The sequence below is a fragment of the Phycicoccus sp. Root101 genome (assembly GCF_001426245.1).
In the GTDB taxonomy this organism is placed as follows: domain Bacteria; phylum Actinomycetota; class Actinomycetes; order Actinomycetales; family Dermatophilaceae; genus Pedococcus.
The window spans coordinates 215712-241737 of the sequence record NZ_LMCM01000009.1; the positions used below are offsets into that span (position 1 = coordinate 215712).

The window sequence follows — 26026 nt, forward strand, 5'->3', positions numbered from 1 at the left end:
GCCCGTGCTCGGGTCAGTCGAACTTCATCGCGGCAGCGCCGGTCTCGAGGCCGAGCCCCTTGAGCCGGGCGGCGATGACGTCCTCGGGCAGCTCGAGGCTCTCGGCGAGCTCGGCGAGGTCCAGGCCCAGCTCGACCCCGTCGCGCAGCTCCTCGTCGGACTCCGGCGTCCAGGCGAAGCCCTGGGTCACCGCGGTCCGGGACGTGTCGGCGGGTGGCGGGTCCTGCGCGACCGGGCGCGGATCGGGTGCCGGCTCGGCCGGACGCGGGTGCTCTGCCGCGTCCTCACCCGTGCGGCCCATCGTCGTCCCGGCGACCGCGCCGGTGACGCCGCGCAAGGCCGGCTCGTGCACGGTCAGCGGTGCGGCCGCCGTCTCGTCGAGGCGCTTGAGGGCGGCCAGCACCCGGTCGCGGTCGGTCGTCGGCCAGAACGGGGGCAGCGACTTCTGGAGGAACCCGGCATACCGCGCCGTGATCATGCGGGAGTCGAGGAAGGCGACGACCCCACGGTCGTCGGCGCGGCGGATGAGGCGACCGGCCCCCTGGGCGAGGCGCAGGGCGGCATGCGTCGCCGAGACGGCCATGAACCCGTTGCCACCCATGCGCGCGATCGCCTGGGATCGCGCCGAGGACAACGGGTCGTCGGGTCGCGGGAACGGGATGCGGTCGATGATGACGAGCTGGCACGACGACCCGGGGACGTCGACGCCCTGCCACAACGTCAGGGTGCCGAAGAGGCAGGTTTTCGGGTCGCGGGCGAACTGCCGCACCAGCGTGGTGATCTGGTCCTCGCCCTGGCAGAGGAACCCGATCTCCCCGTCGAAGCGCTCGCGCATCGCCTCGGTCGCGTCACGGGCCGCGCGCATCGACGAGAACAGGCCGAGCGCCCTGCCGCCGGAGGCGCGGATGAGCGCCTCGATCTCGTCGAGGGTCTGCTCGCTGATGCCGTCGCGCCCCGGCGCGGGGAGGTGCTGGGCGACGTAGGCAATGGCCTGCTGGGGGTAGTCGAACGGGCTGCCGACGTCGAGACCACGCCACTCGGGCGCCCCCTCGCCCCGCAGGCCCATCGTCCCGGCCACCGCGTCGAACGTGCCGCCGAGCTCGAGCGTCGCCGACGTCATGACGACGGTGCGGTCACCGAAGACCTTGTCGCGCAACAACATCGCCACGCTCATGGGCGCCACCCGAAGGATCGATCCGCGGCGCGGGTCGCGGTTGAGCCAGACGACGTCGAGGTCCCGCTCCTCGAGGATGCGGGAGGAGTTCTCGAACACCTCCTCGATCGCGGCCTGCGCGACCTTGCGGGCCCCGTCGGCCTCCACCCCCTTCTCGGGCTTCAGCTCGGTCATCACCTGCCGTGAGGTGTCGCGCACCCGGGCGAGGGCCATGGCCAGCGAGTCCGGTATGCCGCCGAGCTTGCCCTCGGGCAGCTCGTCGAGGACCCCGGCGAGGTAGTCGGCCGCGTCGTCGACGGTCTCGGCCGAGTCGGCCATCCGACCGGCGCGCTTGGCGGCCGCTGCCACCATCGGGCCGGTGATCTCGTCGGTGATCGTCGAGGTGACGCGGTCGACGAGCTCGTGGCCCTCGTCGACGACGAGGACGTCGTGCTCGGGCAGCATCTGCCGCCCCTCGAAGGAGTCGATCGCCATGAACGAGTGGTTCGTGACGATGACGTCGCACTCCTTGGCCGCCTCCCGCGAGCGCTCGACGAAGCAGTCGGCCAGGGCGGGGCACTTGCTGCCCATGCACTCGTGCGCGCTGACCGACACCTGTCGCCAGGCCCGTTCACTCACGCCGGGGACGAGCTCGTCGCGGTCGCCGGACTCGGTCGTGTCGGCCCACTCGCGCAGCCGGACGACCTCCTGCCCGAGGCGGGAAGCGGCCTTGTCCACCTCGCCGACCCCGAACAGCCCCTCGTCCTCGTCGGGGAAGCCGCCCTCGAGCTTGTGGGCGCACAGGTAGTTGCGGCGGCCCTTGACCAGGCCGTAGGTGGGCTGGCGACCGAGGATCGGGGCGATGGCCTCGGCAAGGCGGGGCATGTCGCGGTCGACGATCTGGGCCTGCAGCGCCAGGGTGGCCGTCGCGATGACCGCGGGCTTGCCGGTCTTCTGGGCGTGCATCACCGCCGGGATCAGGTAGGCGAGGGACTTCCCGGTGCCGGTGCCCGCCTGCACGAGCAGGTGCTCGTCCTTCTCGATCGCGTCCGCGACCGCATGGGCCATCTCGACCTGGCCGGGGCGTTCGACTCCCCCGACTCCCTGGACGGCAGCATGCAGGAGGTCGTCGAGGGAAGCCACCCGGACAGGGTATGCCGTGTCACCGACGACTCGTGCCAGGCGTTCCCAGCGTCCTGGTCAGGCTCCACCGTGCGGCACGAGGGGGCGGCCGTCGACCCGCCTGGCCATGGTCACGTCGTCGCGGTCGTCGCCCGGTGCCACCCGGATCGCACCCGGGATGCGGCCGACCTCGGTGTAGCCGCACCGAGCGTAGAACCCGCTCGCCCCCGACCCGCTGCGCACCCCGAGCTGGAGCAGCTCGACGCCGTCCTCGCGCGCGATCCGGTGCATCCCCGCCATGAGCGAGAGGCCCAGCCCACGGCGCTGCCGGGTCGGGTCCACCATGACGCGGTAGAGCCAGCGCCCGTGGTGCAGGAGGGGGTTGGCGGTCCGCACCCACCAGGCCCAGCCGACCAACGTGCCGTCTGGTTCACGCAGCGCCCCGGCCACGGCGGCGCCGGCCGCCATCTGCTCCTCGTGGGCAGCCAGTGCGCTCGCCACCCGCTCGGACGGGGCGCCGGGCAGGAAGCCGACCGCTCCCCCGGCGTCGTTCACCGCCGTCCACAGGGCCAGCACCTCCGCCCGCACACCGTCGTCGAGCGCCTCGAGCCGGGACACCCGCGGCGCCTCGAACACCGCCGAGTCGGGCTCGTCCGGGAGGTCGTCGGCCAGCACCATCCGGGCACCGGTGCGGACGAGTCCCGCGGACTCGGCCGTCCGGACCGAGGCGGGGTTGTGGTCCTTGACGACCGCACGGACCGGGTCTTGCGGGTGCCACTCGGTCGCCATCGCGACGGCGGCCCGGGCTGCCTCCCGGGCCAGGCCACGTCCCTGTGCCTCGGGCACGAACCGGTAGTAGAGGTTGAGGTACCCGTCCTGCTGCTTCACGCCGACCCAGCCCAACGGCATACCGGAGTCGCGGTCCTGGGCGACCCAGTAGCCGAACCCGTGCTCCGCCCAGTGCGCGAGGATCGCCTCGAAGAAGGCGGCGTTGGTCGCGGGCGTCCCGAGCACGTGCGGGGCGTGCGCGTAGAGGCGCGGGTCGCTGTGCACGGTGGAGTGGAAGTCGCGGTCCGCCTCGGTCGGGCGCCGCAGGTGCAGGCGCGCCGTCGTCGTCTCGAAGGCCATGGGTCCAGCCAAGCACGCGCCCCCGACACGGTGGGGACGACCGGCGGCGCCCCCTGAGAGGATGGTGGCGATGAGCACCGACCAGGCAGCCGCCACCACCCCGTCCCTGCCTGACCTGCTCGATGGCGCCGCAGCCGGCCCCGACGAGGCGTATGACGCGTTCTCGGCGTGGGCGACGCAGCGGGGCCTCCCGCTCTACCCCCACCAGGACGAGGCGCTGATCGCCCTGCTCGCCGGGGAGAACGTCGTGCTGTCGACGCCCACCGGCTCGGGCAAGTCGCTCGTCGCGACGGGCGCGCACTTCGCCGCGCTCGCCGGCGACCGGGTGAGCTTCTACACGGCTCCGATCAAGGCCCTGGTGAGCGAGAAGTTCTTCGCCCTGTGCGAGGTGTTCGGCGCGTCCGAGGTGGGCATGCTCACCGGCGACGCCTCGGTGAACCCCGACGCCCCCATCATCTGCTGCACCGCCGAGATCCTCGCCAACATCGCGCTGCGCGAGGGCAAGGACGCCGATGTCGGCCTGGTCGTCATGGACGAGTTCCACTACTACGCCGAGCCGGACCGGGGCTGGGCCTGGCAGGTGCCGCTGCTCGAGCTCCCGCAGGCGCAGTTCCTGCTCATGTCGGCGACCCTCGGCGACATGACCGAGCTCGCCGAGGACCTGACGCGGCGCAACGGTCGTCCCACCGCCCTGGTCACCGGGACCGAGCGGCCCATCCCGCTGAGCTTCTCCTGGGCGATGACCTCCCTGCCGGAGACGATCGAGGAGCTCCTGACCACCCACCAGGCGCCGGTCTACATCGTCCACTTCACCCAGGTGTCGGCCCTGGAGCAGGCCCAGGCCCTCGTCGGGATGAAGTCCTCGCTCAAGGCCGACAAGGAGGCGATCGCCGAGAGGATCGCCGGGTTCCGGTTCACGGCGGGGTTCGGGAAGACCCTGTCCCGCCTCGTCCGCGCGGGGATCGGCGTCCACCACGCAGGGATGCTGCCGCGGTACCGGCGGCTCGTCGAGCAGCTGGCCCAGGACGGCCTGCTCAAGGTCATCTGCGGCACGGACACCCTCGGTGTCGGCATCAACGTGCCGATCCGGACCGTGCTGTTCACCGGGCTGGTGAAGTTCGACGGGTCCCGCCAGCGGATCCTCAAGGCGCGCGAGTTCCACCAGATCGCCGGCCGAGCAGGACGGGCCGGCTTCGACACGAGTGGATCGGTGGTCATCCAGGCGCCCGAGCACGTGATCGAGAACGAGAAGAACCTCGCCAAGGCCGGCGACGACCCCAAGAAGCGACGCAAGGTGCAGCGTCGCAAGCCTGCCGACGGCGAGGTGTCGTGGACCGAGCAGACGTACGACAAGCTCGTCGCCGCGGAGCCCGAGCCGCTCGTGTCCCGCATGCGGGTCGACCACTCGATGATCCTCAACCTCGTGCAGCGGCCGGGCGACCCGATCACGGCCCTCGCCCGGCTGCTCCGCGACAACCACGAGTCCCCGCGGAACCAGGCGCGTCTCGCGCGGCGAGCCATCACGTTGGGCCGCAGCCTGCTCGACACCGGTGTGCTCCACCGCGTCGACCCGCCCGGTCCCGACGGGCGCACCATCGCCGTCCGGGAGGAGCTTGCCGACGACTTCGCCCTCAACCAGCCGTTGGCGCCGCTCGCCCTGGCCGCGCTCGACGTCCTCGACCCCGAGTCGCCGACCCACGCGCTCGACATCGTGTCGGTCATCGAGGCGATCCTCGACGACCCGCGGCAGATCCTGATGCAGCAGCAGTACAAGGCCCGGGGCGAGGCCGTCGGTGAGATGAAGGCCGACGGCGTCGAGTACGAGGAGCGGATGCAGCTGCTCGAGGACGTGTCGTGGCCCAAGCCGCTGGCCGAGCTGCTCGACGCCACGTTCGAGATCTTCCGGCAGAGCCACCCGTGGGTCTCCGAGTCGGCGCTGTCACCGAAGTCGATCGTGCGCGACATGTACGAGCGTGCGATGACGTTCACGGAGTTCGTGGCGTTCTACCAGCTCGCCCGGTCCGAGGGCCTGGTCCTGCGCTACCTCACCGACGCCTACCGGACCCTGCGCCAGACGGTCCCCGAGGCACACCGCAGCGAGGCCTTCGAGGATCTGCACGAGTGGCTGGGTGAGACCGTCCGACAGACCGACTCCTCTCTGCTCGACGAGTGGGAGGCGCTCACCGACCCCGACGCGAACGCTCGGCTCGACGAGCTCGAACGCCTCGCGGCGCATGGTGGAACACGGGCCAGTCGCCCGATCACGTTCAACGAGAAGGCTTTCCGGGTCATGGTGCGCAACGCCATGTTCCGCCGCGTCGAGCTCGCATCCCGCGACCGGTTCCGCGACCTCGCCGCCCTGGAAGAGGCTGCGGCGTCGATCCCCGAGCCGCCGCGTCACGCGATCATGGACGAGGCTGCGTGGGACGAGGCGCTGGGCGCCTACTACGCCGAGCACGACACCATCGGCACCGACGGCGCGGCCCGCGGCCCGGCACTGCTGCACCTCTCCCCGGCCACGGGTCCGGCGCCCGGCGAGAACGAGCCCGAGGGCGACCACCGCCTGTGGCTGGCCCGCCAGACGCTCGAGGACCCCGAGGGCGACCACGACTGGGTGATCGAGGCGACCGTCGACCTCGACGCCTCGGACGAGGCCGGCGAACCGGTCGTCCTGACCACCGCCCTCCGCCGCCTCTGACGAAACACGGCAGCCACGCCGACCCCGGCCTTCGACCGATCCGACGCGCCCTGACCCGTGGGATCGCTCACAGACCCGGGGTCACCGGCGCATGGATCAGCCGCTGCGCGTGAGGAGCTCGCGCAGGCTCGTCGCCGGCCGCCCGGTGAGTCGTTCGACCGCGTCGCTGACCTGTTCGACCTCGCCGCGGGCGATCGCGGTGTACGTCGACACCCAGGCGTCGACCTGCCAGTCCGGCGCACCGTAGGACGCGCGCGACGCGTAGGCCTCGGGGATGGTCTCGTCCACGTAGCGCGTGGGGTTGCCGGTCACCTCGGTGACGATCTCGGCGGCCTCGGCCAGGCTGAGTGCCTCCGGGCCGGTGAGGTCGTAGGTCTCGCCCGCGTGGGCCGTCGGGTCTGCCAGCACCGCGGCGGCTGCGTCCGCGACGTCCTCCCGCGCCACCGCAGCCACGCGTCCGTCACCGGCCGGGCCACGGATGACGCCGTCGGTGGCCATCAGCGGCAGGAAGTCGGCGTAGAAGCTGTCCCGCAGGAACGTGAACTCCATGCCCGAGGCCCGGATCGCCTCCTCGGTCGCGAAGTGGTCGCGCCCGAGCGTGAAGGTGCAGTCGGCGGCGGCACCCTGGAACGACGTGTAGACGACGTGCCGGACCCCGGCGGCAGCGGCCGCGTCGACGAATGCGCGGTGCTGGCCGAGCCGGTCGACGTCCTCCGAGGCCGAGACCATGAGCAGGGTGTCGATGCCGGACAGCGCTTCCCGGACCGCGGGGGTGTCGGCGTAGTCCACCTGACGGACCTCGGCGCCCGGCACGGAGGGGGCTGCGTCAGGGCGCCTGGCCAGCAGGACGAGGCGCTCTCCCTGCCCGGCCAGCCGCTGGAGCACCGCCCCACCCAGCGCTCCGGTCACCCCGGTGATCCCGAGGCGTCCGGCGGCTGTCGGTTCCGGGTGCTGCGATCGCTCGTCGGCCATGGCCCGAGCGTAGACCGCCAGATCAGGGGCGGTCCGGTGAGCGGTGCTGCTCGGCAGCCAGGTCGAGGGTCATGAACACGCTGAAGTCGTCCGCGGCATACGGGCCGAACGGGCCGCACTCGACGAAACCGCGGCGGGCGTAGAGGCGCCGGGCGGGGGCGAACTCCTCCGGTGAGCCGGTCTCGAGACTGAGCCGGGTGTAGCCGCGGGCCGTGGCCTCACCAACGAGGTGGTCGAGGACGTGGGCACCGATGCCCCGACCCCGGTGCGCCGGGGCGGTCCGCATCGACTTGAGCTCCCCGTGACGGGGGTCGAGCTCGCGCAGCGCCCCGCACGCGAGCACCTCGTCGCCCTCCCAGACGCTCCAGAAGCTGAGGTCCGGGGTGCGCAGGCGGTCGAGGTCGAGGGTGTGCACGCTCTCGGGCGGGGAGTATCGCCGCATGTCCTCGACGTGGGCAGCGAGCAGCGCCGCCACCTGCGGGGTGTCCAGACCACCCGCACGCACCTGCACGACGCGCTCCCCGTCAGGCGGCGAAGTCCGCGAGCTCGGACGCGAGCTCGGGGTGGACGCGCGCCTTGACGTGCGTGCCGCGTTCGGTGTGCTCGCTGGAGAGCACCTCGGCCTCCTCGTGGAGGCGGCTCACCAGGTCACCGCGGTCGTACGGCAGCAGCACCTCGACGTCGATGTCGGGCCGGGGCAGCTCGTCGGCGATGAGGGCACGCAGCTCGGCGAGCCCGGCACCCGTGCGGGCCGAGACGACGATGCAGTGCTTCTCGTGGCGACGGAGCCGGTCGAGCACCTCCGGGTCGGCGGCATCGGCCTTGTTGACGACGATGACCTCCTTGACGTCCGCGGCGTCGACGTCGGCGAGGACCGCCCGCACGGCGCTGATCTGGCCCTCGGGGTCGGGGTGCGAGCCGTCGACGACGTGCAGCAGCAGGTCGGCATCGGCCACCTCCTCGAGCGTCGACCGGAACGCCTCGACCAGCTGCGTCGGCAGCTGCCGGACGAAGCCCACCGTGTCGGCGAGGGTGTAGAGGCGACCGTCCTCGGTCTCGGCACGACGGACCGTCGGGTCGAGGGTGGCGAACAGCTGGTTCTCGACGAGGACGCCGGCCCCCGTGAGGCGGTTGAGCAGCGAGGACTTGCCGGCGTTGGTGTACCCGGCGATGGCGACGCTGGACACCTCGTGGGCCTTGCGGCTCAGGCGGCGCGTGTCGCGACTGGTCTTCATCTCCTTGATCTCGCGGCGCAGCTTGGCCATCCGCGTGTTGATCCGGCGACGGTCGAGCTCGATCTTCGTCTCACCCGGACCGCGCGAACCCATGCCCTGGCCGCCTGCCGCCTGGCCACCGGCCTGGCGGGACATCGACTCACCCCAGCCACGCAGGCGCGGCAGGAGGTACTGCAGCTGGGCCAGCTCGACCTGCGCCTTGCCCTCCTTGGACTTGGCGTGCTGGGCGAAGATGTCGAGGATCAGGGCCGTCCGGTCGATGACCTTGACCTTGACCACGTCCTCCAGCGCACGCCGCTGCGACGGCGTCAGCTCGGTGTCGCAGATGACCGTGTCGGCGCCCTCGGCGATGACGATGTCGCGCAGCTCGATCGCCTTGCCCGAACCGAGGTAGGTGCCGGTGTCGGGCTTGGAGCGGCGCTGGACGAGGCCGGCGAGCACCGTCGACCCGGCGGTCTCGGCCAGGGCGGCGAGCTCGCGCAACGAGTTGTCGGCGTCCTCGGCGGAGCCCTCGGTCCACACGGCGGCGAGCACGACGCGCTCGAGGCGCAGCTGGCGGTACTCGACCTCGGTGACGTCCTCGAGCTCGGTGGACAGCCCGGCGACGCGGCGCAGGGCCGCGCGGTCCTCTCGGTCGTACTGGTCGCCGTCGAAGCCGTGCTCCTCACCGGTGACGAGCGTGTCGTCCTCGTCGGAGAGCGCGGTGGCGCGGAAGTCGAAGATGTCAGAACGTGGTGTCATGTCTCCCTCAGGGTCTCACCGATTCAACGGCAGCGGCGACCCGTTTATGTCCCCACCCCCTCGGTGGCCCTAGCGTTGGCCCCGATGAACGACCACGACCACTACTTCACCGCCGAGCCGGTCAGCGCGGCGCAGCAGCGCTCCACGACCGTCGAGCTCGCCGGGCGCGAGGTCACCGTGCGCACCGCGGCAGGCATCTTCAGCCCCGACGGGATCGACAAGGGTACCGCTGTCCTCCTGCGGGAGGCACCGGCCCCGCCCCCGACCGGGGCGCTGCTCGACCTCGGCTGCGGCTGGGGCCCGATCACCCTGACCCTGGCCCTGCGGTCGCCCGGGGCGACCGTGTACGGCGTCGACGTCAACGAGCGGGCCCTGGACCTGCTCCGCACCACCGCGGCGTCGCTGGACCTCGGTTCGGTGCACGCCTGCCGGCCCGGGGACGTGCCCGCCGACCTGGAGTTCGCCGCGATCTGGTCCAACCCACCGATCCGGGTGGGCAAGGCCGTCCTGCACGACATGCTGCTCACGTGGCTCCCCCGCCTGGCGGTGGGCGGCGCCGCCTACCTCGTCGTGCAGAAGAACCTCGGCTCGGACTCGCTCCAGAAGTGGCTCGGTGAGCAGCTCCCTGCCGACGCGTATGTGGTGGGGCGCTTCGCCCTCGACAAGGGCTTCCGGGTCCTCGAGGTCCGCCGCACCGCCTGAGAACACCCGTCGCCGGACGCGATCAGGGCCGCGGCTGCCCGAGCGGCGAGGCTAGACGAGTGAGGTGGTGCCGTCGGCCACGAGCAGCGCCGGTCCGGCGAGCTCGACGTGATGGTCCGGCAGCATCCGCACCTGGAGGCGGCCGCCGGGGACGTCGACCGTCCACGAGTCGCCCCGGTCGCCGGCCCAGAAACGGGTCGCGAGGGCTGCTGCCGCCGCGCCGGTGCCGCACGAGCGGGTCTCCCCGACCCCGCGCTCATGCACCCGCATCCGGATGTGCCCGGCTCCCATGGGCCGGACGAACTCGATGTTCGTGCCGTGCTCCGGCTCCGGGTTGACCACGGGCCCGTGGAACAGGTCGAGCGCGTCGAGGTCGACCGCCTCGGGCAGGGCCACGACGGTGTGCGGGTTGCCGAGGTCGAGCGTCAGGGCCGACAGCGGTTCGTGTCCGTCGAGGTGCACCAGGGCGTCGAACCCCTCGGCGTCCGCGATCTGCGGCTGGGCGAGGCGCCACGTGCCGAGGTCGACGGCGATGAGGTCGGGTCGCTCGAACCGGACGACCTTCACCCCGGCACGGGTCGCGATGGCGAACTCGTCAGCCGTCTCCAGGCCTTCGCGACGCAGGTAGGCGGCGAACACGCGGGTGCCGTTGCCGCACATCTCGGCGATGCTGCCGTCGGCGTTGCGGTAGTCCATGAACCACCGGGCGGCACTCGCCTGCTCGAGCACCTCGGGTTCGGAGGCGAACGACGTCGGGACCACCCGGATGACCCCGTCGCCACCGATGCCGGCGCGGCGGTCGGCGAGCCGGGCGGCCTGCTCGGCGGTGATCGGGCGGGCCCCCTCGAGGTCGGGCACCAGGACGAAGTCGTTCTCGGTCCCGTGTCCCTTGGTGAAGGGGGTCTGGTCAGCCATGCCCACCATTGTCCCTGATCGCCGCCCGTACCGCGGCCAGCGCCCGCGCCGTGAGGTCCTCGCGGTCCGCGATCCCGGCGTCGAGCCAGTGGATCCGGTGGTCCGGACCGAACCACGACTCCTGGCGGCGCGCGAACCGGCGGGTGAGCGTGACGGTCTCCTCCCTCGCCTGGGCGCCGTCGAGCCGGCCGTCGAGCTCGGCGAGGGCCTGGGCGTACCCCAGGGCCCGTGACGCGGTCCGACCCTCCCGGAGCCCGACCCGGGCGAGGTCCCGCACCTCGTCGAGCAGACCGTGCTCCCACATGGCGTCCACGCGCGTGGCGATGCGGGCGTCGAGCTCGGGACGGGCCACCCTCAGCCCCACGACCACGGTGGGCTGCACGAACTCACGCCGCGGCATCGTCGCCGAGAACGGCCGTCCGGTGAGCTCCACGACCTCGAGCGCGCGCACCATACGGCGGACGTTGTTGGGCTCGATCTGTCGCATCGCCACGGGATCCACGGCACGCAGCCGCTCGGCCATCGCGGCGGCACCGAGCTCTGCCGCTTGCGCCTCGAGCCGCGCGCGCACTGCCGGATCGGTCGGAGGGATCTCGAGGACGTCGAGCGCCGCCCGGACGTACAGCCCCGACCCGCCGACGACGACCGGGTGGTGGCTACGCGACTGGATCGCGGCGAGGTCCTCGCGCGCCGACGCCTGGTACGCCGCCACCGAGGCCTCGTCGGTCACCTCGAGGACGTCCAGCTGGTGGTGGGGTATGCCGCGCCGCTCGGTCGGAGCCAGCTTGGCCGTGCCGATGTCCATCCCCCGGTAGAGCTGGCTGGCGTCCGCGTTGACGACCTCGCCGCCGAGGGCTTCGGCCAGGTCGAGGCCGAGGTCGGACTTGCCGGTCGCCGTGGCGCCGACGACAGCGACGACCAGGGGTCGCGTCACCGGTACGACGTCACAGGTCGTGGTCGTCGGGTGCGTCGTGGCCGAAGGGGTCCGGATCGACCCCGGGCATCCAGCTGCTGCCGGGCTTGCCCCAGCCGGCCTTCTTCGTGGCCTTGCGCGCCTTCTTGCCCCACTTGTCGTTGAGCCGGTCGACGTAGAGGAAACCGTTGAGGTGGTCGTACTCGTGCTGCATGCACCGCGCGAACCATCCCGAGGCCTCGAACGCGATCTCGTTGCCCTCGCCGTCGAACCCGGTCACCGTGGCGAGCTCACCCCGCTTGAGCGGGAAGCTCTCCCCCGGTACCGAGAGGCAGCCCTCCACCTCCTCGTGCGGGTCGGGGTCCTCCTGGGCCGGCTTGCTCGGGCTGACGAACGGGTTGACGATCACGCCCCGCGTCGGGACGTCGTCGTCGTTGTCCATCTGCCAGGTGAACACCCGCAGCCCGACTCCGATCTGCGGAGCCGCGAGGCCGACACCGTTCGCGGCGTCCATGGTCTCGAACATGTCGGAGATGAGCTCGGCGAGGTCTGCGTCGAACGCCGTCACGGGTTCGGCACGTCGGTGGAGCACGGGCTCCCCGAGGATCACGATGGGCCGGATCGTCATGCGGAGGAGTCTTCCAGATCGTCAGCCGCAGGCGGGTGCGGGTGCGGGTGCCGCGGCGGGTCGGCCGACGCCGGGCATGCCGAGCGAGACCGCCGGCTTCCCGGGCACCGGGGAGTCCTGCAGCGCGGCCCACGCGTCGCCACCGGCGGTGCGGCGCACCGACCAGGCGCCCCCCTCCAGGGCGGCGTCGGCGACGAGGTGGTGCGGGGCGCCATACGTGACCCCGACGGTGACCAGGTCGCCCGGGCGGGGGCGCTCGGCACCCTCGGGCACGGCGAAGTGGACCAAGCGGTTGTCGCGTGCACGGCCGGAGAGGCGGTGGGTCGCGGTGTCCTTGCGACCTTCGCCGGTCGCCACGAGCACCTCGACCTCACGGCCCTCGAGGCGACGGTTCTCCGCCCAGGAGACCTCCTCCTGCACGGCGAGCAGGCGCATGTAGCGCTCCTGCACCACGGCCTTCGGCAGCTGGTCGGGCATGGTCGCGGCCGGTGTGCCGGGGCGGATGGAGTACTGGAACGTGAACGCGCTCGAGAACCGTGACTCGCGCACGACGCGCAGGGTCTCCTCGAAGTCGGCCTCGGTCTCGCCCGGGAAGCCGACGATGATGTCGGTGGTGATCGCGGCGTCCGGGATCTGCGCGCGGACCTTGTCCAGGATGCCGAGGAACTTGGCGCTGCGGTAGGAGCGGCGCATCTCCTTGAGGACGCGGTCGGACCCCGACTGCAGGGGCATGTGCAGGCTGGGCATGACGTTGGGGGTCTCGGCCATCGCGGCGATGACGTCGTCGGTGAACGCAGCCGGGTGAGGGCTGGTGAAGCGCACCCGCTCCAGGCCCTCGATCTCGCCACAGGCCCGCAGGAGCTTGCCGAACGCCAGCCGGTCGCCGAACTCCACGCCGTAGGTGTTGACGTTCTGGCCGAGCAGGGTCACCTCGACGACGCCCTGCTCGACGAGCGCCTTCACCTCGGCGAGGACGTCGCCCGGACGGCGGTCGGCCTCCTTGCCGCGCAGGCTCGGGACGATGCAGAACGTGCAGGTGTTGTTGCAGCCCACCGAGATCGAGACCCAGCCGGCGTAGGCGGAGTCACGCCGCGTCGGCAGCGTCGACGGGAAGACCTCGAGGCTCTCGAGGATCTCGACCTGCGCCTCGCGGTTGTGGCGGGCCCGCTCGAGCAGCGCCGGGAGGCTGCCGATGTTGTGGGTGCCGAACACGACGTCCACCCAGGGCGCCCGCTCGACGATGGTGGCGCGGTCCTTCTGGGCCATGCACCCACCGACCGCGATCTGCATGTCGGGGTTCGCGGTCTTCTCGGGTCGCAGCTGGCCGAGGTTGCCGTACAGCTTGTTGTCGGCGTTCTCGCGCACGGCGCAGGTGTTGAACACGACCACGTCCGCGGCGGAGGGGCGGTCGCCCGCGGGCACGCTGTTGACGTCGACGTACCCGGCCGTCTCGAGCAGGCCGGCGAGGCGCTCGGAGTCGTGCACGTTCATCTGGCACCCGTGGGTGCGCACGTCGTAGGTCTTCTGCGTCGTCTGTGTGGTCATCGCACCGGCAAGGGTACGTGGTGCCGGCGTTCCCGGGCGTCGCGCTCCCCCATGTCCACGGCGTGGGCTCCCCGGGTGGCCGGTTGACGACGGGCGGTCAGCTGCGGATGCGGCGCAGGTCGGCCAGGACGGGTGGCAGGGCCACCGCGAGCAGCACCACGGCCGGGACGAGCAGCACGGGAAAGCCGATCGCGAGGTAGCCCGCTGCACCGACGAGCCCGCCGACGAAGAACAGTCCGACGAGCACCGAGAGCATCGACAGCTTCGACAGGTCGGCCCGCACCGGCTCCAGCCCGGCGCGCCGGCTGCGGTAGACGAGCTTGCCGAGCTCGATCCCGATGTCGGTGACCATGCCGGTCACGTGCGTGGTCCGGATCTGGGCCTGCGAGATCTTGGTGATGATGGCGTTCTGCAGGCCCATGGTGAAGCAGAGCACGGCCACGAACACCATGGTGCGGTGGCGCCACACCAGCAGGTCGGCCGCGCCACCGAAGACGAGCACGAGCAGAGCCTCGACGACCAGGACGTTCGCGTACCTCCCCCGCAACCCGCGACGACGGCCCCAGTTGAACAGGACGGCGCAGGCCATCGCCCCGAGGACGAACGACCCGATCGCCAACAGCCCCACCCCGACCACCGAGTAGGCCCCGAGCACGAGGTGGTCCGCCACCGATGCGGTGAGCCCGGTCATGTGCGAGGTGTAGACCGAGACCGCGACGAAGCCGACGGAGTTCAGCGTGCCCGCGATGAGGGCGAGCAGGTTGGCCAGGTGGCGGTTGGCCTGCTCGGAACGCGCGGCGTCGGCGGCCCCGACCAGGTGGGCCCGGGCACGCCGAGCCAGGCTCGACCGAGCTTGGCTCGGCCGGACGTGCGGCAGGGGCTCCACGACTGCAGCCTAGGTGCGTGCGCGGACCTGTCCGCCCACTCGCAGGACCTGGTCACTCAGTCGCGTTGGTGCTCCTGCGCCTGCGCCAGGGCGTCGCGGATGACGGCCATCGACAGGTCGGCCGGGTACCCCTTGCGGGCCAGCATCCCGGCCAGCCGGCGCTTCTGCACGAGCACGTCGAGCCCGTGCATGGAGCGCAGCTTCTTGGCGACGAGGCGCTCGGCCTGGTCGCGTTCGGCATTCGGGTCGATCGCGTCGAGCGTGGCTCGGGCGGTCTCGTCGTCGACTCCCTTGGTCCGCAGCTCGCGGGCCAGGGCGCGCTTGGCCAGTCCACGACCGGCCTGCTGCGACCGCACCAGCATGCCTGCGAACGCCTCGTCGTCGATCAGGCCGACCTCGGTCATCCGGTCGAGCACGGCCTCGGCGACGTCGTCGGGGCACTCCCGCTGCTTGAGCTTGTCGCGCAGCTGCTTGCGGCTCCGTGGCGCCATGGCCAGCTGCCGCAGCACGATCTGGCGGGCGACGTCGTGGGCATCCGGCTCGGAGTCGCGTGTCTGCAGGTCGCTCTCGGGGTCACCGGGGATGGGTTGCCAGGCCTTCGAGCGGCGCGGGCGGCGGGCGGGCTCGGGTGCTGCCGGGCCGGACGACGCTGCGGCAAGGGCGGCCTCGAGGGCAGCCCTTGCCGCAGCGTGTCGATCAGTCATGCGGGTTCAGTCGTCGGTCGGGTGAGCCGCGGCTCAGAACTCGACCGGGACCTCGGGGATCGCGTCGGCAGGCTTGTCGACCTGCGGTCCGATGCCGAGCTTCTCCTTGACCTTCTTCTCGATCTCGTTGCCGAGGTCGGGGTTGTCCTTGAGGAACTGGCGCGCGTTCTCCTTGCCCTGGCCGAGCTGGTCGCCCTCGTAGGTGTACCAGGCGCCGGCCTTGCGGACGAAGCCGTGCTCGACACCCATGTCGATGAGGCCACCCTCGCGGGAGATGCCCTGCCCGTAGAGGATGTCGAACTCGGCCTGCTTGAACGGCGGGGCCACCTTGTTCTTGACGACCTTGACGCGGGTGCGGTTGCCGACGGGCTCGCTGCCGTCCTTGAGCGTCTCGATGCGACGGACGTCCAGGCGGACCGAGGCGTAGAACTTCAGCGCCTTGCCACCCGTGGTCGTCTCGGGCGAGCCGAACATGACGCCGATCTTCTCGCGGAGCTGGTTGATGAAGATCGCCGTGGTGCCGGTGGTGTTCAGGGCACCGGTGAGCTTGCGCAGGGCCTGGGACATCAGGCGCGCCTGCAGGCCCACGTGGCTGTCGCCCATCTCGCCCTCGATCTCGGCGCGCGGCACGAGGGCTGCGACCGAGTCGATGACGATGATGTCGATGGCGCCGGAGCGGATCAGCATGTCGGCGATCTCGAGCGCCTGCTCGCCCGTGTCGGGCTGGCTGACGAGGAGGGCGTCGGTGTCGACACCGAGCTTCTTGGCGTAGTCGGGGTCGAGGGCGTGCTCGGCGTCGATGAACGCCGCGATGCCACCGGCTCGCTGGGCACTGGCCACGGCGTGCAGGGCGACGGTCGTCTTGCCGGAGGACTCCGGCCCGTAGATCTCCACGACCCGACCGCGCGGGAGCCCGCCGATACCGAGGGCCACGTCGAGCGCGATCGACCCCGTGGGGATCACGTCGATGGGCGGACGGACGTCGTCACCGAGGCGCATCACGGCGCCCTTGCCGAAGTTCTTCTCGATCTGCCCCATGACGGAGTCGAGCGACTTCGCCTTCTGGTCCACTGTTGCAGTGTTGCCACCGGACATCTTGGCCACCGTTCCTTCTTTCCATGTCGAGTCGGGCGCGCCTGCCTTCGACCCGGTCGCTGTCAGCTGCTGTCGGGTCAGACGCTAGGTGTCTCCACCGACAGCCGTCCCGGGCCGGTCTGCGGCCTGTGGACGGTGGTCCTGCGGGGGTTCCACCTGTGGACGAACATACCGAACATCTGTTCGAAGTCCGACACGACACGCGCGACACGCCGCGGGTCGGCAGCAGTAGCATCGGTGGTGCAGGGAACACGAGCCAGGAGGCGGGCCGATGGAGCCCACGGTGCACCTGACGCTGGCCGAAGCCGGGTCCGACCGGACCCGTCTCGACCAGCTCGCCCGGCTGCTGCGTGACGAGCTCGGGCAGCTCGACGGCGCGGACGTGCGCCCCGGCCCGTCGCAGCACGCTCCTCCCGGCGCCCGCGGTGTCGACGCCCCCACCGTGAGCACCCTCGTCGTGGCCCTCATGGGGTCCGGCGGCCTCACCGCCCTGGTCGCGGCGGTCCGGGCCTGGCTCGACCGCGGTCACGAGGCGCCGCGCAGCATCCACCTCGAGCTCGAGGGTGACGTCCTCGAGCTGTCCGGTGCGACCCCGGCCGAGAACGACCGGCTGGTCTCCCTCTTCCTGGCCCGCCACGCAGGGAAGGCGCCGTCGTGGACGGCCGACGCACCGCCCTGATCGTCGCGAGCGACGAGTTCGAGCACACCGGGCTGAGCCGGTTGCAGGCCCCCGCGGCGGACGCGGAGGCGCTGGCCGCCGTGCTGGGCGATCCCCAGGTCGGGGGGTTCGAGGTCCGCGTCGTGCACAACGCGCCCTCCCACACCGTGCAGGCCCGGGTGGAGGACCTGTTCGCGGAAGGACGGCCCGAGGACCTGCTCCTCCTGCACTTCTCCGGCCACGGACTCAAGAGCGACTCCGGGGAGCTGTTCCTCGCCGCCACCAACACCCGCCCGGACCGGCTGGCGTCCACCGCCGTCTCCGCCGACTTCGTCCAGCGGTGCATGCGGGGATCCAGGGCTCGCAGCATCGTGCTGTTCCTCGACTGCTGCTACGGCGGCGCCTTCGGGGAAGGGGTCGCGGTCCGGGCCGCCGGCCCGGCGAACGTGCTCGACAGCTTCCCCGCCGGGAAGCTGGGCGGCGGCCGCGGCCGCGCGGTCATCACCGCGTCCAGCGCGATGGAGTACGCCTTCGAGGGCAGCGCGCTGGCCACCGACGACCAGGTCCAGCCGTCGGTGTTCACCGCCGCGCTGGTCCAGGGCCTCAGCACCGGTGCCGCCGACCGGGACGAGGACGGTCTGGTCTCGCTGAACGAGCTCTACGACTACGTGTTCGACCAGGTCCGAGCGCAGAACCCGAACCAGACGCCCAGCCGGGACATCGAGCTCCAGGGCGAGCTCTACGTCGCGAGGAGCCGGCGCAAGCGGGTCCGGGCGGTCCCGCTGCCACCAGACCTCCGGGCGGCCGTGGAGGACGACAACATGTACACCCGGCTGGGAGCGGTCGGTGAGCTGCGGGCGCGCCTCGCGAACGTCGACCCGGGGGTCTCCCTGGGTGCGCGCGAGGCGCTGGAGGACATCGCGCGCTCCGACACGTCCTACGTGGCCGACGCGGCCCGCGCCGCGCTCGACCCGGGTCACCCGACGGTGCCGACGCCTGTGACCGAGACCGTGGCTGAGCCCCCGCCGCGGGACGACTCCCGACCCGAGGACACCGCGCCCCCGGCCACCCCGGCACGGGCCCCCGCCGCTCCACGGACGGAGGGGCGCACCGCCACCGCCCGGGCCACCCCGTCGCCCGCCCCCTTGGCCACCCCGTCCGCCACGCCAGTGGTCACCGGGTCGGTCACGCCAGTGGTCACCGGGTCGGTCGCGGAGTCGTCGGGGTCGGCGGCGCACGACCCACGCGCGGCCCGCCAGCGGGTCTCGGCCGGTCGGACGACCCTCACCGGTGGCGCCCTGACGCTGCTCTCCGCCCTCCTGCCGTACTTCGTCCGTGGCGACGACGCGCACGCGTTCGACCCGCGGCTGTCCACGGTCCTCCTGGTCGTGGGCGCTGTCTGCGTCGTCGTGGCGCTCGGCACCCTGTACCTCCGCGCACTCTTCGCGCCCTGGCGCTGGGTGGTGTCAGCCGCAGCGGTTGCTGCGGGGGTCACCCTGGTGATGATCCTCGACGCGTCCTCCGACCTGGGGTCGAGCGAGGTCGACGTCGGGATCTGGGTCGCCCTCGCGGGCTGCCTGACGACCCTGGCCGCGGGGGTGACGGCGCTCCTGGGTCGACTCCGCGCCCCTGACAGCGCAGGAACGGGGCCGTCCCCGGCTGCCGCGTCGCCGCGGGCTCGGGCCGTCGGACGCGCAGCGGTCGTGAGCTCGGGGAGCGCCATCGTCGCGACCTTCGCGGTGCGGTTCACTGGTGGTACGCAGGCCCTGGTGGAGCCCGACCTCGTGTGGGCCTGGTTGTTCCCCGGCTTCGTCGGCCTGGCCGGCGGCATCCTCACCCTGCGGCTGCACCGGTGGACACACGTCGGACCTGCCCTGGTCACCGGGGCGGCGACGGCTGCCCTCTGGGGCGTGTGGGACCTGCCTCGCATCTGGCACGCCGAGGGCACCGCCAACCTCGGTGCAGGGTTCTTCCTCGAGTTCGGCGGCCTCATCGGCCTCGTGGTCGTCGGGGCCGGGGCCCTCGTCATCCTCCGCCGCGAGCACTCCCTGGTGGTGGCGCCGCCCGCGTGGAGCAGCGCCGCCCTGACGGGGGTGGTCGGGCTCCTCGCAGCCGTCCCCTTCGTGCGGGTGGCCGCGGCGAACGTGGGCAGCTCCCAGCCGGGGAACGCCGCCCACGACATCGAGATGACCGTCCTCGTCGTGCTCGCCCCACTGCTGACCACCGTGGTGCGGCCCAGCGTGCTGGGCCGCCTCCTGCTGGTCGGCTGGTCGTTCGCGGCCGCCGGCACGGTCGTCGCCTACTGGCGCCTGCTCAGGCGCGGGGGCTTCCCGCTGTATGGGGTGCCGTACGCCCTGCTCGCCCTCGCCGCCTTCGTGGTCATCGCGGTGGCCGTCCGCCCGGGAGGCGAAGACCGTCCGGTCGAGAACCACGAGCAGGACCGACCTCCGGACTAGCCGCCGACCCGCCGCATCGGCGTGTGCGGGATGCCGTCCTCGACGAACCCTCGCCCGCTCGGCACGAACCCGAAGGCGGCATACCAGTCGACGAGGTGGGACTGGGCGTCGAGCACCACGTCCCGCTCCCCCGCCCCGTCCAGGACTGCAGTGACGAGACGGGCGGCGAGGCCGCGGCCGCGCCAGGCGCGGGCCGTCGCCACCCTGCCGATGCGCAGGGCGCCACCGTCGGCCTCGTCGTCGAGCACCCGCAGGGTCGCCACCGGTGCACCGGCCCGGTCGATCCAGAGGTGACGCGTGCGGGGCGCGAGGTCGCGGCCGTCGAGGTCGAGGTAGGGACAGTCCTGCTCGACGACGAAGACCTCCGAGCGCAGGGCCCACAGCCCGTAGGCCGTCAGCGGGTCGAGGTCGGCGAAGGGCGCCGAACGCACCACGTCCGAGGCCTGGTCCACGGGTTCGTCCATGCGCCGATGCTAGGCGTCGAGGTCGGCCCCGCGAGGCCGCCCTCCCGTGACGAGCTCAGGACAGCAGCAGGCGCTCGAGCCGCCGGGAGGCCCCCACGACACCGAGGACCCCGAGGACCACGAGGTAGCCGACGTGGGCCAGCACGCCCCAGCCGACGTCGCCCAGCATGAGGGCGCGCTCCAGCGCGACCCCGTGGTAGAGCGGGGTGAGGCGCACGAACCACTGCAGGGCGTCGGGATAGGTCGACAGGGGGAAGAAGGTCGCCGAGAACAGGAACATCGGCTGGATCGCCAGGGTGATGTAGTCGAAGTCGACCCACGAGCGCATGAACGTCGTCGCGAACATCCCCACGGCCGCGAACGCGAAGCCGATGAAGATCGCGGCCGGCAGGGCGAGCAGGGCCCACCACGACCGCACCGCACCGGCGAGGAGGGCCACGACGAGGAACGCGGCGGAGTACATCCCGCCGCGGATGAGCGACCAGCTGATCTCGCCCACGGCGACGTCCCGCGGCCCCATGGGCGTGGCGAGGACTGCGTCGTAGAGCTTGGCGTACTTGAGCTTGAAGAAGACGTTGAACGTCGAGTCCATGACCGCTCCGTTCATCGCCGAGGCGGCCAGCAGGGCCGGGGCGACGAACTGCGGGTAGGTGACGGTCATCCCCGAGTCGGTCGTCACGGTGCGGACCAGGGCGCCGATGCCGATGCCGAGGGAGAACAGGTAGAACACGGGCTCGGCGAAGCCGGTGACGAGCGCGATCCAACCGTGTCGGAACGAGGTGATGTTGCGCTCGACGAGCATCCGCGCGAGTCCCGCACCCGCGGGCATGGGCAGCGCGCGGGCCAGCCGCCCGACACCTCCGGGACGGCCGCCGGGTCGCGCGGGTCGGGTCGTGCGCGTCGTCGTCATGAGGCCAACCTCCGCGTGAAGGTGCGTTCGGCGAGGAGCCAGCCCGCGGCGGCATACGCGAGCAGCACGAGCAGGTGGCCCACGAACGGCAGGACCGCGACCGAGCCCCCGGCCACCGCCCGGCAGGCCTCGACGCCGTGCCACAGCGGCGTCACCCAGGCGACCGGCTGCATCCACCCCGGGAGCTGGTCGACGGGGAAGAACGTGCCGGAGAAGAGCATGAGGGGGGTGATGATCCAGCGGTAGAGGATGTTGAAGCCGTTGTCACCCTCCTGGGTCGCCGTGAACGCGAAGATCGGTGTCGTGAAGGCCAACCCGGTGAGCACCCCGATCGGCAGGCACCCCACCGCCCACCAGGAGTCGAACCCGCCGAACAGCGCGGCCACCGCCATGAACAGCGTCGTCGCCACCACCAGGTGACCGGTGATCGCGAGGAAGTGGCCGGCCAGGACGTCACGCACGCGCAGCGGCGTCGCCAGCTGCGCGTGGTACCCCATGTTCCACTTGATGTAGCCGAGGACCTGGTAGCTCGACTCGCTCCACGCCACCCACATCGTCTGCGTGGCGACGATGCCCGGGACGACGAAGTGCAGGTAGGGGTGGCCGTCGATGCCCCCGGCCCGGTCGTCGACCAGCGCGCCCAGACCGATGCCCATGGACAGCATGAAGAGCACGGGCGACAGGAGCCGGGAGATGATGCTGCCGCGCCACGTCCGCGAGTAGACGGTCGCGTGGTAGCCGACGACGGCGAGGACGCGCTCGGTCGCCGACAGGGGTTCGCGCAGGCCGCGGGTGGAGCGGCTGAGCGCGTCGTCACGGGTCACCGGGTCGTCGAGTGCCATCAGTCCACCAGCGTCCGCCCGGTCAGGGTGAGGAACACGTCCTCGAGGGTCGAGCGCCGGACCAGGGACGAGAGCGGCTGGACGCCGCGGGCGTGCACCTGGGCGGCAGCGGCATCACCGTCGTCGGCGTAGACGAGCAACCGGTCGGGCAGCACCTCGACCCGGTCGCCGATCCCCGCGACCGCGTCGGCGTGGCCGTGGTGGTCGTCGGCGTCGAACCGCAGCTCGAGCACCTCGCGGGTCGAGTGCTGGTCGATGAGCTGGCGCGGCGACCCCTCGGCGACGATCCGACCGTGGTCCATGACGACGAGGCGGTCGCACAGCTGCTCCGCTTCGTCCATGTAGTGGGTCGTGAGGACGAGCGTCACCCCCGACCGCTTGAGCCGGAACAGCCTGTCCCACAACACGTGTCGGGCCTGGGGATCGAGCCCGGTGGTCGGCTCGTCGAGCAGCAGGATCTCGGGTGAGTTGATGAGGGAGCGCGCGATGGTGAGTCGGCGCTTCATGCCGCCGGAGAGCGGTTCGACCTTGTCACCGGCCCGCTCGGTGAGCTGGGCGAAGTCGAGCAGCTCGGTCGCGCGAGACCGGACCTCCTTGCGGGACAGGCCGAAGTACCGCCCGTAGATCCAGAGGTTCTCCTGGACGGTGAGCTCCTCGTCGAGGGTGTCGCGCTGCGGGCAGCTGCCGAGGCGAGCGCGGATCGCCGGACCGTCCGTGGCCGGGTCGAGGTCGAACAGCCTCAGCTCACCGCTGGTCACCGGCGAGACGCAGCCGACCATGCGCATCGTCGAGCTCTTGCCGGCACCGTTCGGGCCGAGGAACCCGAAGCACTCCCCCTTGCGCACCGCGAAGTCGATCCCGTCGACCGCCGTGAAGTCCCCGAACGTCTTGGTCAGCCCTCGCGCCCGCAGCAGGATCTCGTCGTCACCACTCACTCGCCCCAACCTAGCGAGGTCCCCCGACACCGCTCACCGGGTTTTCGGGTCGCGCGCCCCTTCGAGCTCGGCGACGAGGGTGCGAGCCAGCTCGGCCGCCGGCAGCGGCCGGACCTGCCGGTGCCCGGTGCCCGCCCACAGGTGGACGAGCTCCGCCTCCCCCGTCGCCTTCCCGTGCGCCCGCAACGGTGCGGTCACGTGGTGCACGTGCGGGTATGCCGCGGGGGCGGCCTCGGTGAACAGGTCCGTCCACGTGGTGGCGAGGGCCCGTGCGCTGCGACCGGTGAACGCCCGCGTGACCACGGTGCCGTCGCGGTGGGTCAGGGCGTGCACATGAACCGGCGCCGTACCCGCTTCCGGGCAGGCGAGGAACGCAGTGCCCAGGGCCACCGCGGATGCGCCCAGGGCCAGCAGGTCGGCCGCGCCGCGGCCGTCGACCACCCCTCCCGTCGCGACGACGGGCAGGTCGGTCCGGGCCACCAGGGCTGTCACGAGGTCGCGGACCGGGGGCTGCGGCTCGCCGGTGTCGACCGGCCCACCTCGGTGGCCCCCGGCCTCCCAGCCCTGCGCGACGAGGCCGTCGACCCCGAGCTCGCGGGCCCAGTCCGCCTCGGCGGGGTCGTTCACGGTCACCCACACCAACGTGCCGACCGCCTGCAGCCGCTCGACCACCTCGGCCGGTGGCCACCCGAACGCGAAGCTCACGACCGCCGGGGCCGCCTCGACGAGGAGGTCGACCTTCGCCGCGAAGGCGTCGTCGTCGTACCGCGGCACCCCCAGCCGCACCCCGGCGGAGGCGGCCCACGGAGCGAGCAGCGCGGCATACCGGTGGGCGTCCTCGAGCATCGAGGGATGGTCGGGGGACGGCGCGAAGACGTTGACCCCGAACGGGTGCGGCGACGCGTCGCGCAGCTCGTCGAGGTCGGTGGCGAGGCGGTCGGGAGCGAGGTAGGCCCCGGCGAGGAACGGGAACACGCCGCCCTCTGCGGCGGCCGCGGCGAGGGCCACCGTGCTCGGCCCGCCCGCCATGGGGGCGAGGACGAGCGGCCCGACCGCGGTGCGCCCGGACGTCACCGCGCGGGCTTCCGCTCCACCCCGAGGCGACGCGCCTCGGGCACGTCCATGGCGTCGCAGATCGCCGCCCAGACGTTGCGCGGGCTCTCGCCCGCCTCGATCGCCTCGAGCGCCGTGCGGTCACCGAGCACGCCCAGCACGTGGTGCCGGGCGAGGGAGCTGGCGTAGCCCTCGCCGAACTCGTCGTTCATCAGGTCCCAGAACTTGCTCAGTCGCACGTCGCGAGTCTAGGCACCCCCGCCGTCAGCCGAAGAGGGCCAGCCCCGCGGCGGTCCCTGCCGGCGTGCCCGGCCGCAGTCCCGACCTCGTGCCGCGGTAGAGGCTGAGGGCGCCCGAGGGCCGGCGTGCGAGCATGTCGGAGAGGCCGTCCCCGTCGAGGTCCCCGGGACCGACGACGGTGTCGAAGCCACCCCAGCCGCTGCCGATGGTCACCGCGGAGTGGAACCCGCTCGCCCCTGTCCCCCGGTAGAGCCGGAGGCCGCCGTCGGAGGCGAGCCGTGCCACGAGGTCGGCGTGGCCGTCACGGTCGAAGTCACCCACGGCGAGGATGCGGTCCAGGCCGCCCCACCCCGTGCCGATGACGGTGGTCCCGGGCAGGAACCTGGCGCCCGTACCGAAGCGATAGAGGCGCAGGGCGCCGGAGACGTCGCGGGCCAGCAGGTCGGGACGGCCGTCGCCACTGACGTCACCGGGCGCGACGATCGCCGTGAGGCTGCTCCACCCCGTGCCGATGACCGTGCCGGAGCCGAAGCCGCCCCGTCCCGTGCCCCGGTGGAACAGGAGTGCACCGTCGGACGAACGCCGTGCCAGCAGGTCGGTGTGGCCGTCGCCGTCGAGGTCACCCGCGCTCAGCACGAGGTCGGCGGCGGCGAACGACGGCGCGGCCGGTGCCGTCACGGCCTTCCAGCCCCCACGGTCGTCGCCGCGGAGCAGGCGCAGCGAGCCGTCCGTGGCCCGCCCGACGACGTCCGAGCCGGCGTCCTCGTCGACGTCGGTCGCCCGGACCGCCCCGGTGGGGCGCAGCAGGCCCATCCGCTGCTTGACCGTGAGGACCCTCAGTGCCGCCGTGTCCACCAGTGCCCGGAAGGAGGCGTCCGACGACGTCCTGGCCAGCACCGCCGACACCATCGCGGGGGCCTGGGCGGCATCGATGGTGAGCACCATGTCGCCGCCGGCCAGGATGAAGTCGACCGCCCGCTGCCCCAGGGTCCAGGCACCCACCGCCTGGGCGTGCCCGAGGTCGTCGGAGATCACGACGCCCTCGAATCCCAGGTCGTGGCGCACCATGCCCGTGACGACCGTGGGCGAGAACACCGCGGGCCGGCTGGCGTCGATCCTGGTGTAGATCGCCGAGGAGGTCATGAGGAACTCGGCCCCACCCGCGGCGGTGGTGCGGAACGGCGCGACGTACGGATCGGTGCGTGTCGTCGTCGTGTCCTTCACGTTCGCGGTCGTGTCCGTGTTGGCGGTGACCCGGCCGAGACCGGGGAAGTGCTTCGCCGTCGGCATCACCCCGGCAGCACGCATCCCCGCTGCGAACGCGGCCGCGTGGGAGCCCACCGTCGCCGGGGTGTAGCCGTACTCGCGGTCGAACGCGCCGATGGGGGCGTTGTGCGGGGCGAACGCCGCGCTCGGGACCGTGTCGGCGACCGGCCCCAGGTTCACGTTGACGCCTGCCGAGGCGAGCTGCCGCCCCCAGGTCGTCGCCGAGGCCTTGAGAGCCGTCGCGGTCGAGCGGCCCTGGTCCAGGGCGCTGGGCATCGCGGAGAACCCGGTGCCCTTGAGCACCTGCACGAGACCGCCCTCCTGGTCGGTGGCGACGGCGAGCGGAACCCCGGCCGTGGCTGCAGCGGTGGCCCGCGACTGCAGGGCGTTGGTGACGGACCTCGTGGCCGTGACGCCGGCCGTGCTGCGCCCGGTGAGGATGACCGAGCCCACGTGCTGGTTCGCGATGGCCGAGGAGACTGCCGAGCTGACCCCCGTGGCGGGCGTCCCGACCATGAACAGCTGACCCACCCGTTGGGCCGTGGTCATCCGGGCGAAGACCTCCTGGGCCGGTGCCGAGCGCGTCGGCACCGTCGCAGCCGTGGCCGGACCGCTTCCCGCCAGCGCCACCACGCCGCTCACCACACCCGCAACCAGCACCGTCGCCGTGCGCCGCACCCGCATGCCGTCCCCCTCGTCCTCGGTCACGTATGGCGACCGCTCGCCATACACAGTAGGACGCCGCGGGGGCGGCGAGGGTTGTCC

General features: G+C 72.3%; 23 protein-coding genes. 4 read left to right on the forward strand and 19 right to left on the reverse strand.

The genetic code is table 11. The annotated features are described in order from the left end of the window. Window positions 1-13: 13 nt before the first annotated feature. A complete protein-coding gene (locus tag ASC58_RS15735; protein ID WP_056919972.1) occupies window positions 14-2296 on the reverse strand; it encodes an ATP-dependent DNA helicase in 2283 nt (760 codons plus the stop codon). A 57-nt stretch (window positions 2297-2353) separates the two neighbouring features. Continuing rightward, on the reverse strand, window positions 2354-3403 hold the full coding sequence (locus ASC58_RS15740; RefSeq protein WP_056919973.1) for a GNAT family N-acetyltransferase: 1050 nt from the start codon (window positions 3401-3403) through the stop codon (window positions 2354-2356). A gap of 70 nt (window positions 3404-3473) precedes the next feature. Between ASC58_RS15740 and ASC58_RS15745 the strand changes: the two genes are divergently transcribed. Then, entirely contained in the window at window positions 3474-6101 is a 2628-nt protein-coding gene (locus tag ASC58_RS15745; RefSeq protein WP_082553373.1) for an RNA helicase, read from the forward strand. A 96-nt stretch (window positions 6102-6197) separates the two neighbouring features. Here the strand turns inward: ASC58_RS15745 and ASC58_RS15750 are convergent, their stop codons facing one another. Genes ASC58_RS15750 through hflX form a run of 3 tightly spaced genes read right to left on the reverse strand, consistent with a single transcriptional unit; the run spans window position 6198 to window position 9049 of the window. Beyond that, a complete protein-coding gene (locus ASC58_RS15750) occupies window positions 6198-7073 on the reverse strand; it encodes an SDR family oxidoreductase (RefSeq protein ID WP_056917680.1) in 876 nt (291 codons plus the stop codon). A 22-nt stretch (window positions 7074-7095) separates the two neighbouring features. Beyond that, the gene (locus ASC58_RS15755) at window positions 7096-7584 is read right to left on the reverse strand and encodes a GNAT family N-acetyltransferase (protein ID WP_056919974.1); all 489 of its coding nucleotides are present in this window, start codon (window positions 7582-7584) and stop codon (window positions 7096-7098) included. A 13-nt stretch (window positions 7585-7597) separates the two neighbouring features. Then, a complete protein-coding gene (gene hflX, locus ASC58_RS15760) occupies window positions 7598-9049 on the reverse strand; it encodes a GTPase HflX (protein ID WP_056917682.1) in 1452 nt (483 codons plus the stop codon). An 84-nt stretch (window positions 9050-9133) separates the two neighbouring features. Here hflX and ASC58_RS15765 point away from each other — a divergent pair, with 84 nt between their 5' ends. Then, window positions 9134-9751, forward strand: a complete 618-nt coding sequence (locus tag ASC58_RS15765; protein WP_056919975.1) for a class I SAM-dependent methyltransferase — start codon at window positions 9134-9136, stop codon at window positions 9749-9751. A 51-nt stretch (window positions 9752-9802) separates the two neighbouring features. On the opposite strand, the gene dapF is transcribed toward ASC58_RS15765, so the two are convergent. From dapF to recA, 7 genes are all read right to left on the reverse strand, one after another. Further along, entirely contained in the window at window positions 9803-10666 is an 864-nt protein-coding gene (gene dapF / locus ASC58_RS15770; RefSeq protein WP_056920120.1) for a diaminopimelate epimerase, read from the reverse strand. After that, entirely contained in the window at window positions 10659-11600 is a 942-nt protein-coding gene (gene miaA / locus ASC58_RS15775) for a tRNA (adenosine(37)-N6)-dimethylallyltransferase MiaA (RefSeq protein ID WP_056919976.1), read from the reverse strand. The genes dapF and miaA overlap by 8 nt, the downstream gene beginning before the upstream one ends. 10 nt (window positions 11601-11610) lie before the next feature. Next, window positions 11611-12207, reverse strand: a complete 597-nt coding sequence (gene def, locus ASC58_RS15780; protein WP_056917685.1) for a peptide deformylase — start codon at window positions 12205-12207, stop codon at window positions 11611-11613. Window positions 12208-12228: 21 nt separating this feature from the next. Continuing rightward, window positions 12229-13752 carry a tRNA (N6-isopentenyl adenosine(37)-C2)-methylthiotransferase MiaB gene (miaB, locus tag ASC58_RS15785; RefSeq protein WP_056919977.1) on the reverse strand — a complete coding sequence of 508 codons (1524 nt, stop codon included), beginning with the start codon at window positions 13750-13752 and terminating at the stop codon, window positions 12229-12231. A 97-nt stretch (window positions 13753-13849) separates the two neighbouring features. Next, complete coding sequence (locus tag ASC58_RS15790) at window positions 13850-14638, reverse strand: YoaK family protein (RefSeq protein ID WP_235529270.1); 789 nt, start codon at window positions 14636-14638, stop codon at window positions 13850-13852. A gap of 56 nt (window positions 14639-14694) precedes the next feature. Next, window positions 14695-15342, reverse strand: coding sequence for a regulatory protein RecX (locus ASC58_RS15795; RefSeq protein ID WP_056919978.1), 648 nt, complete (start codon window positions 15340-15342; stop codon window positions 14695-14697). Between the two features lie 33 nt (window positions 15343-15375). Further along, window positions 15376-16437, reverse strand: a complete 1062-nt coding sequence (gene recA / locus ASC58_RS15800) for a recombinase RecA (RefSeq protein WP_056917884.1) — start codon at window positions 16435-16437, stop codon at window positions 15376-15378. A gap of 271 nt (window positions 16438-16708) precedes the next feature. On the opposite strand from recA, the gene ASC58_RS15805 reads away from it, so the two are divergent. Both ASC58_RS15805 and ASC58_RS21415 read left to right on the forward strand, forming a co-directional pair. Beyond that, window positions 16709-17116 carry a hypothetical protein gene (locus tag ASC58_RS15805; protein WP_056917688.1) on the forward strand — a complete coding sequence of 136 codons (408 nt, stop codon included), beginning with the start codon at window positions 16709-16711 and terminating at the stop codon, window positions 17114-17116. Beyond that, window positions 17092-19551, forward strand: a complete 2460-nt coding sequence (locus ASC58_RS21415; RefSeq protein WP_056919979.1) for a caspase family protein — start codon at window positions 17092-17094, stop codon at window positions 19549-19551. The genes ASC58_RS15805 and ASC58_RS21415 overlap by 25 nt, the downstream gene beginning before the upstream one ends. Here ASC58_RS21415 and ASC58_RS15815 read toward each other — a convergent pair. Genes ASC58_RS15815 through ASC58_RS20740 form a run of 7 tightly spaced genes read right to left on the reverse strand, consistent with a single transcriptional unit; the run spans window position 19548 to window position 25969 of the window. Then, window positions 19548-20015 (reverse strand): GNAT family N-acetyltransferase, encoded by a 468-nt coding sequence (locus tag ASC58_RS15815; protein WP_056919980.1) that lies wholly within the window; start codon window positions 20013-20015, stop codon window positions 19548-19550. The two genes, ASC58_RS21415 and ASC58_RS15815, sit on opposite strands and share 4 nt — an antisense overlap. Before the next feature lie 55 nt (window positions 20016-20070). Next, a complete protein-coding gene (locus ASC58_RS15820) occupies window positions 20071-20925 on the reverse strand; it encodes an ABC transporter permease (RefSeq protein WP_056917691.1) in 855 nt (284 codons plus the stop codon). Further along, on the reverse strand, window positions 20922-21767 hold the full coding sequence (locus tag ASC58_RS15825) for an ABC transporter permease (protein ID WP_056919981.1): 846 nt from the start codon (window positions 21765-21767) through the stop codon (window positions 20922-20924). The genes ASC58_RS15820 and ASC58_RS15825 overlap by 4 nt, the downstream gene beginning before the upstream one ends. Then, window positions 21767-22702: an ABC transporter ATP-binding protein gene (locus tag ASC58_RS15830; protein WP_056919982.1), complete on the reverse strand. Its 936-nt coding sequence runs from the start codon at window positions 22700-22702 to the stop codon at window positions 21767-21769. The genes ASC58_RS15825 and ASC58_RS15830 overlap by 1 nt, the downstream gene beginning before the upstream one ends. Before the next feature lie 33 nt (window positions 22703-22735). Beyond that, complete coding sequence (locus ASC58_RS15835) at window positions 22736-23776, reverse strand: nitronate monooxygenase family protein (RefSeq protein WP_235529271.1); 1041 nt, start codon at window positions 23774-23776, stop codon at window positions 22736-22738. Then, window positions 23773-23994, reverse strand: coding sequence for a DUF3046 domain-containing protein (locus ASC58_RS15840; RefSeq protein WP_056917694.1), 222 nt, complete (start codon window positions 23992-23994; stop codon window positions 23773-23775). The genes ASC58_RS15835 and ASC58_RS15840 overlap by 4 nt, the downstream gene beginning before the upstream one ends. Window positions 23995-24019: 25 nt before the next feature. After that, complete coding sequence (locus ASC58_RS20740; protein WP_082553374.1) at window positions 24020-25969, reverse strand: glycoside hydrolase family 3 N-terminal domain-containing protein; 1950 nt, start codon at window positions 25967-25969, stop codon at window positions 24020-24022. Window positions 25970-26026 lie beyond the last annotated feature (57 nt).

Excerpts from the sequence above, each read along its gene's own strand:
- ASC58_RS15745 (WP_082553373.1), top strand. The coding sequence starts at position 3,474 with ATGAGCACCGACCAGGCAGCCGCCACCACCCCGTCCCTGCCTGACCTG.
- def (WP_056917685.1), bottom strand. The coding sequence starts at position 12,207 with ATGACGATCCGGCCCATCGTGATCCTCGGGGAGCCCGTGCTCCACCGA.
- ASC58_RS15750 (WP_056917680.1), bottom strand. The coding sequence starts at position 7,073 with ATGGCCGACGAGCGATCGCAGCACCCGGAACCGACAGCCGCCGGACGC.
- dapF (WP_056920120.1), bottom strand. The coding sequence starts at position 10,666 with ATGGCTGACCAGACCCCCTTCACCAAGGGACACGGGACCGAGAACGAC.
- ASC58_RS15765 (WP_056919975.1), top strand. The coding sequence starts at position 9,134 with ATGAACGACCACGACCACTACTTCACCGCCGAGCCGGTCAGCGCGGCG.
- hflX (WP_056917682.1), bottom strand. The coding sequence starts at position 9,049 with ATGACACCACGTTCTGACATCTTCGACTTCCGCGCCACCGCGCTCTCC.
- ASC58_RS15820 (WP_056917691.1), bottom strand. The coding sequence starts at position 20,925 with ATGACGACGACGCGCACGACCCGACCCGCGCGACCCGGCGGCCGTCCC.
- ASC58_RS15805 (WP_056917688.1), top strand. The coding sequence starts at position 16,709 with ATGGAGCCCACGGTGCACCTGACGCTGGCCGAAGCCGGGTCCGACCGG.
- miaB (WP_056919977.1), bottom strand. The coding sequence starts at position 13,752 with ATGACCACACAGACGACGCAGAAGACCTACGACGTGCGCACCCACGGG.
- ASC58_RS15815 (WP_056919980.1), bottom strand. The coding sequence starts at position 20,015 with ATGGACGAACCCGTGGACCAGGCCTCGGACGTGGTGCGTTCGGCGCCC.
- recA (WP_056917884.1), bottom strand. The coding sequence starts at position 16,437 with ATGTCCGGTGGCAACACTGCAACAGTGGACCAGAAGGCGAAGTCGCTC.
- ASC58_RS15795 (WP_056919978.1), bottom strand. The coding sequence starts at position 15,342 with ATGACTGATCGACACGCTGCGGCAAGGGCTGCCCTCGAGGCCGCCCTT.
- ASC58_RS15740 (WP_056919973.1), bottom strand. The coding sequence starts at position 3,403 with ATGGCCTTCGAGACGACGACGGCGCGCCTGCACCTGCGGCGCCCGACC.
- ASC58_RS15825 (WP_056919981.1), bottom strand. The coding sequence starts at position 21,767 with ATGGCACTCGACGACCCGGTGACCCGTGACGACGCGCTCAGCCGCTCC.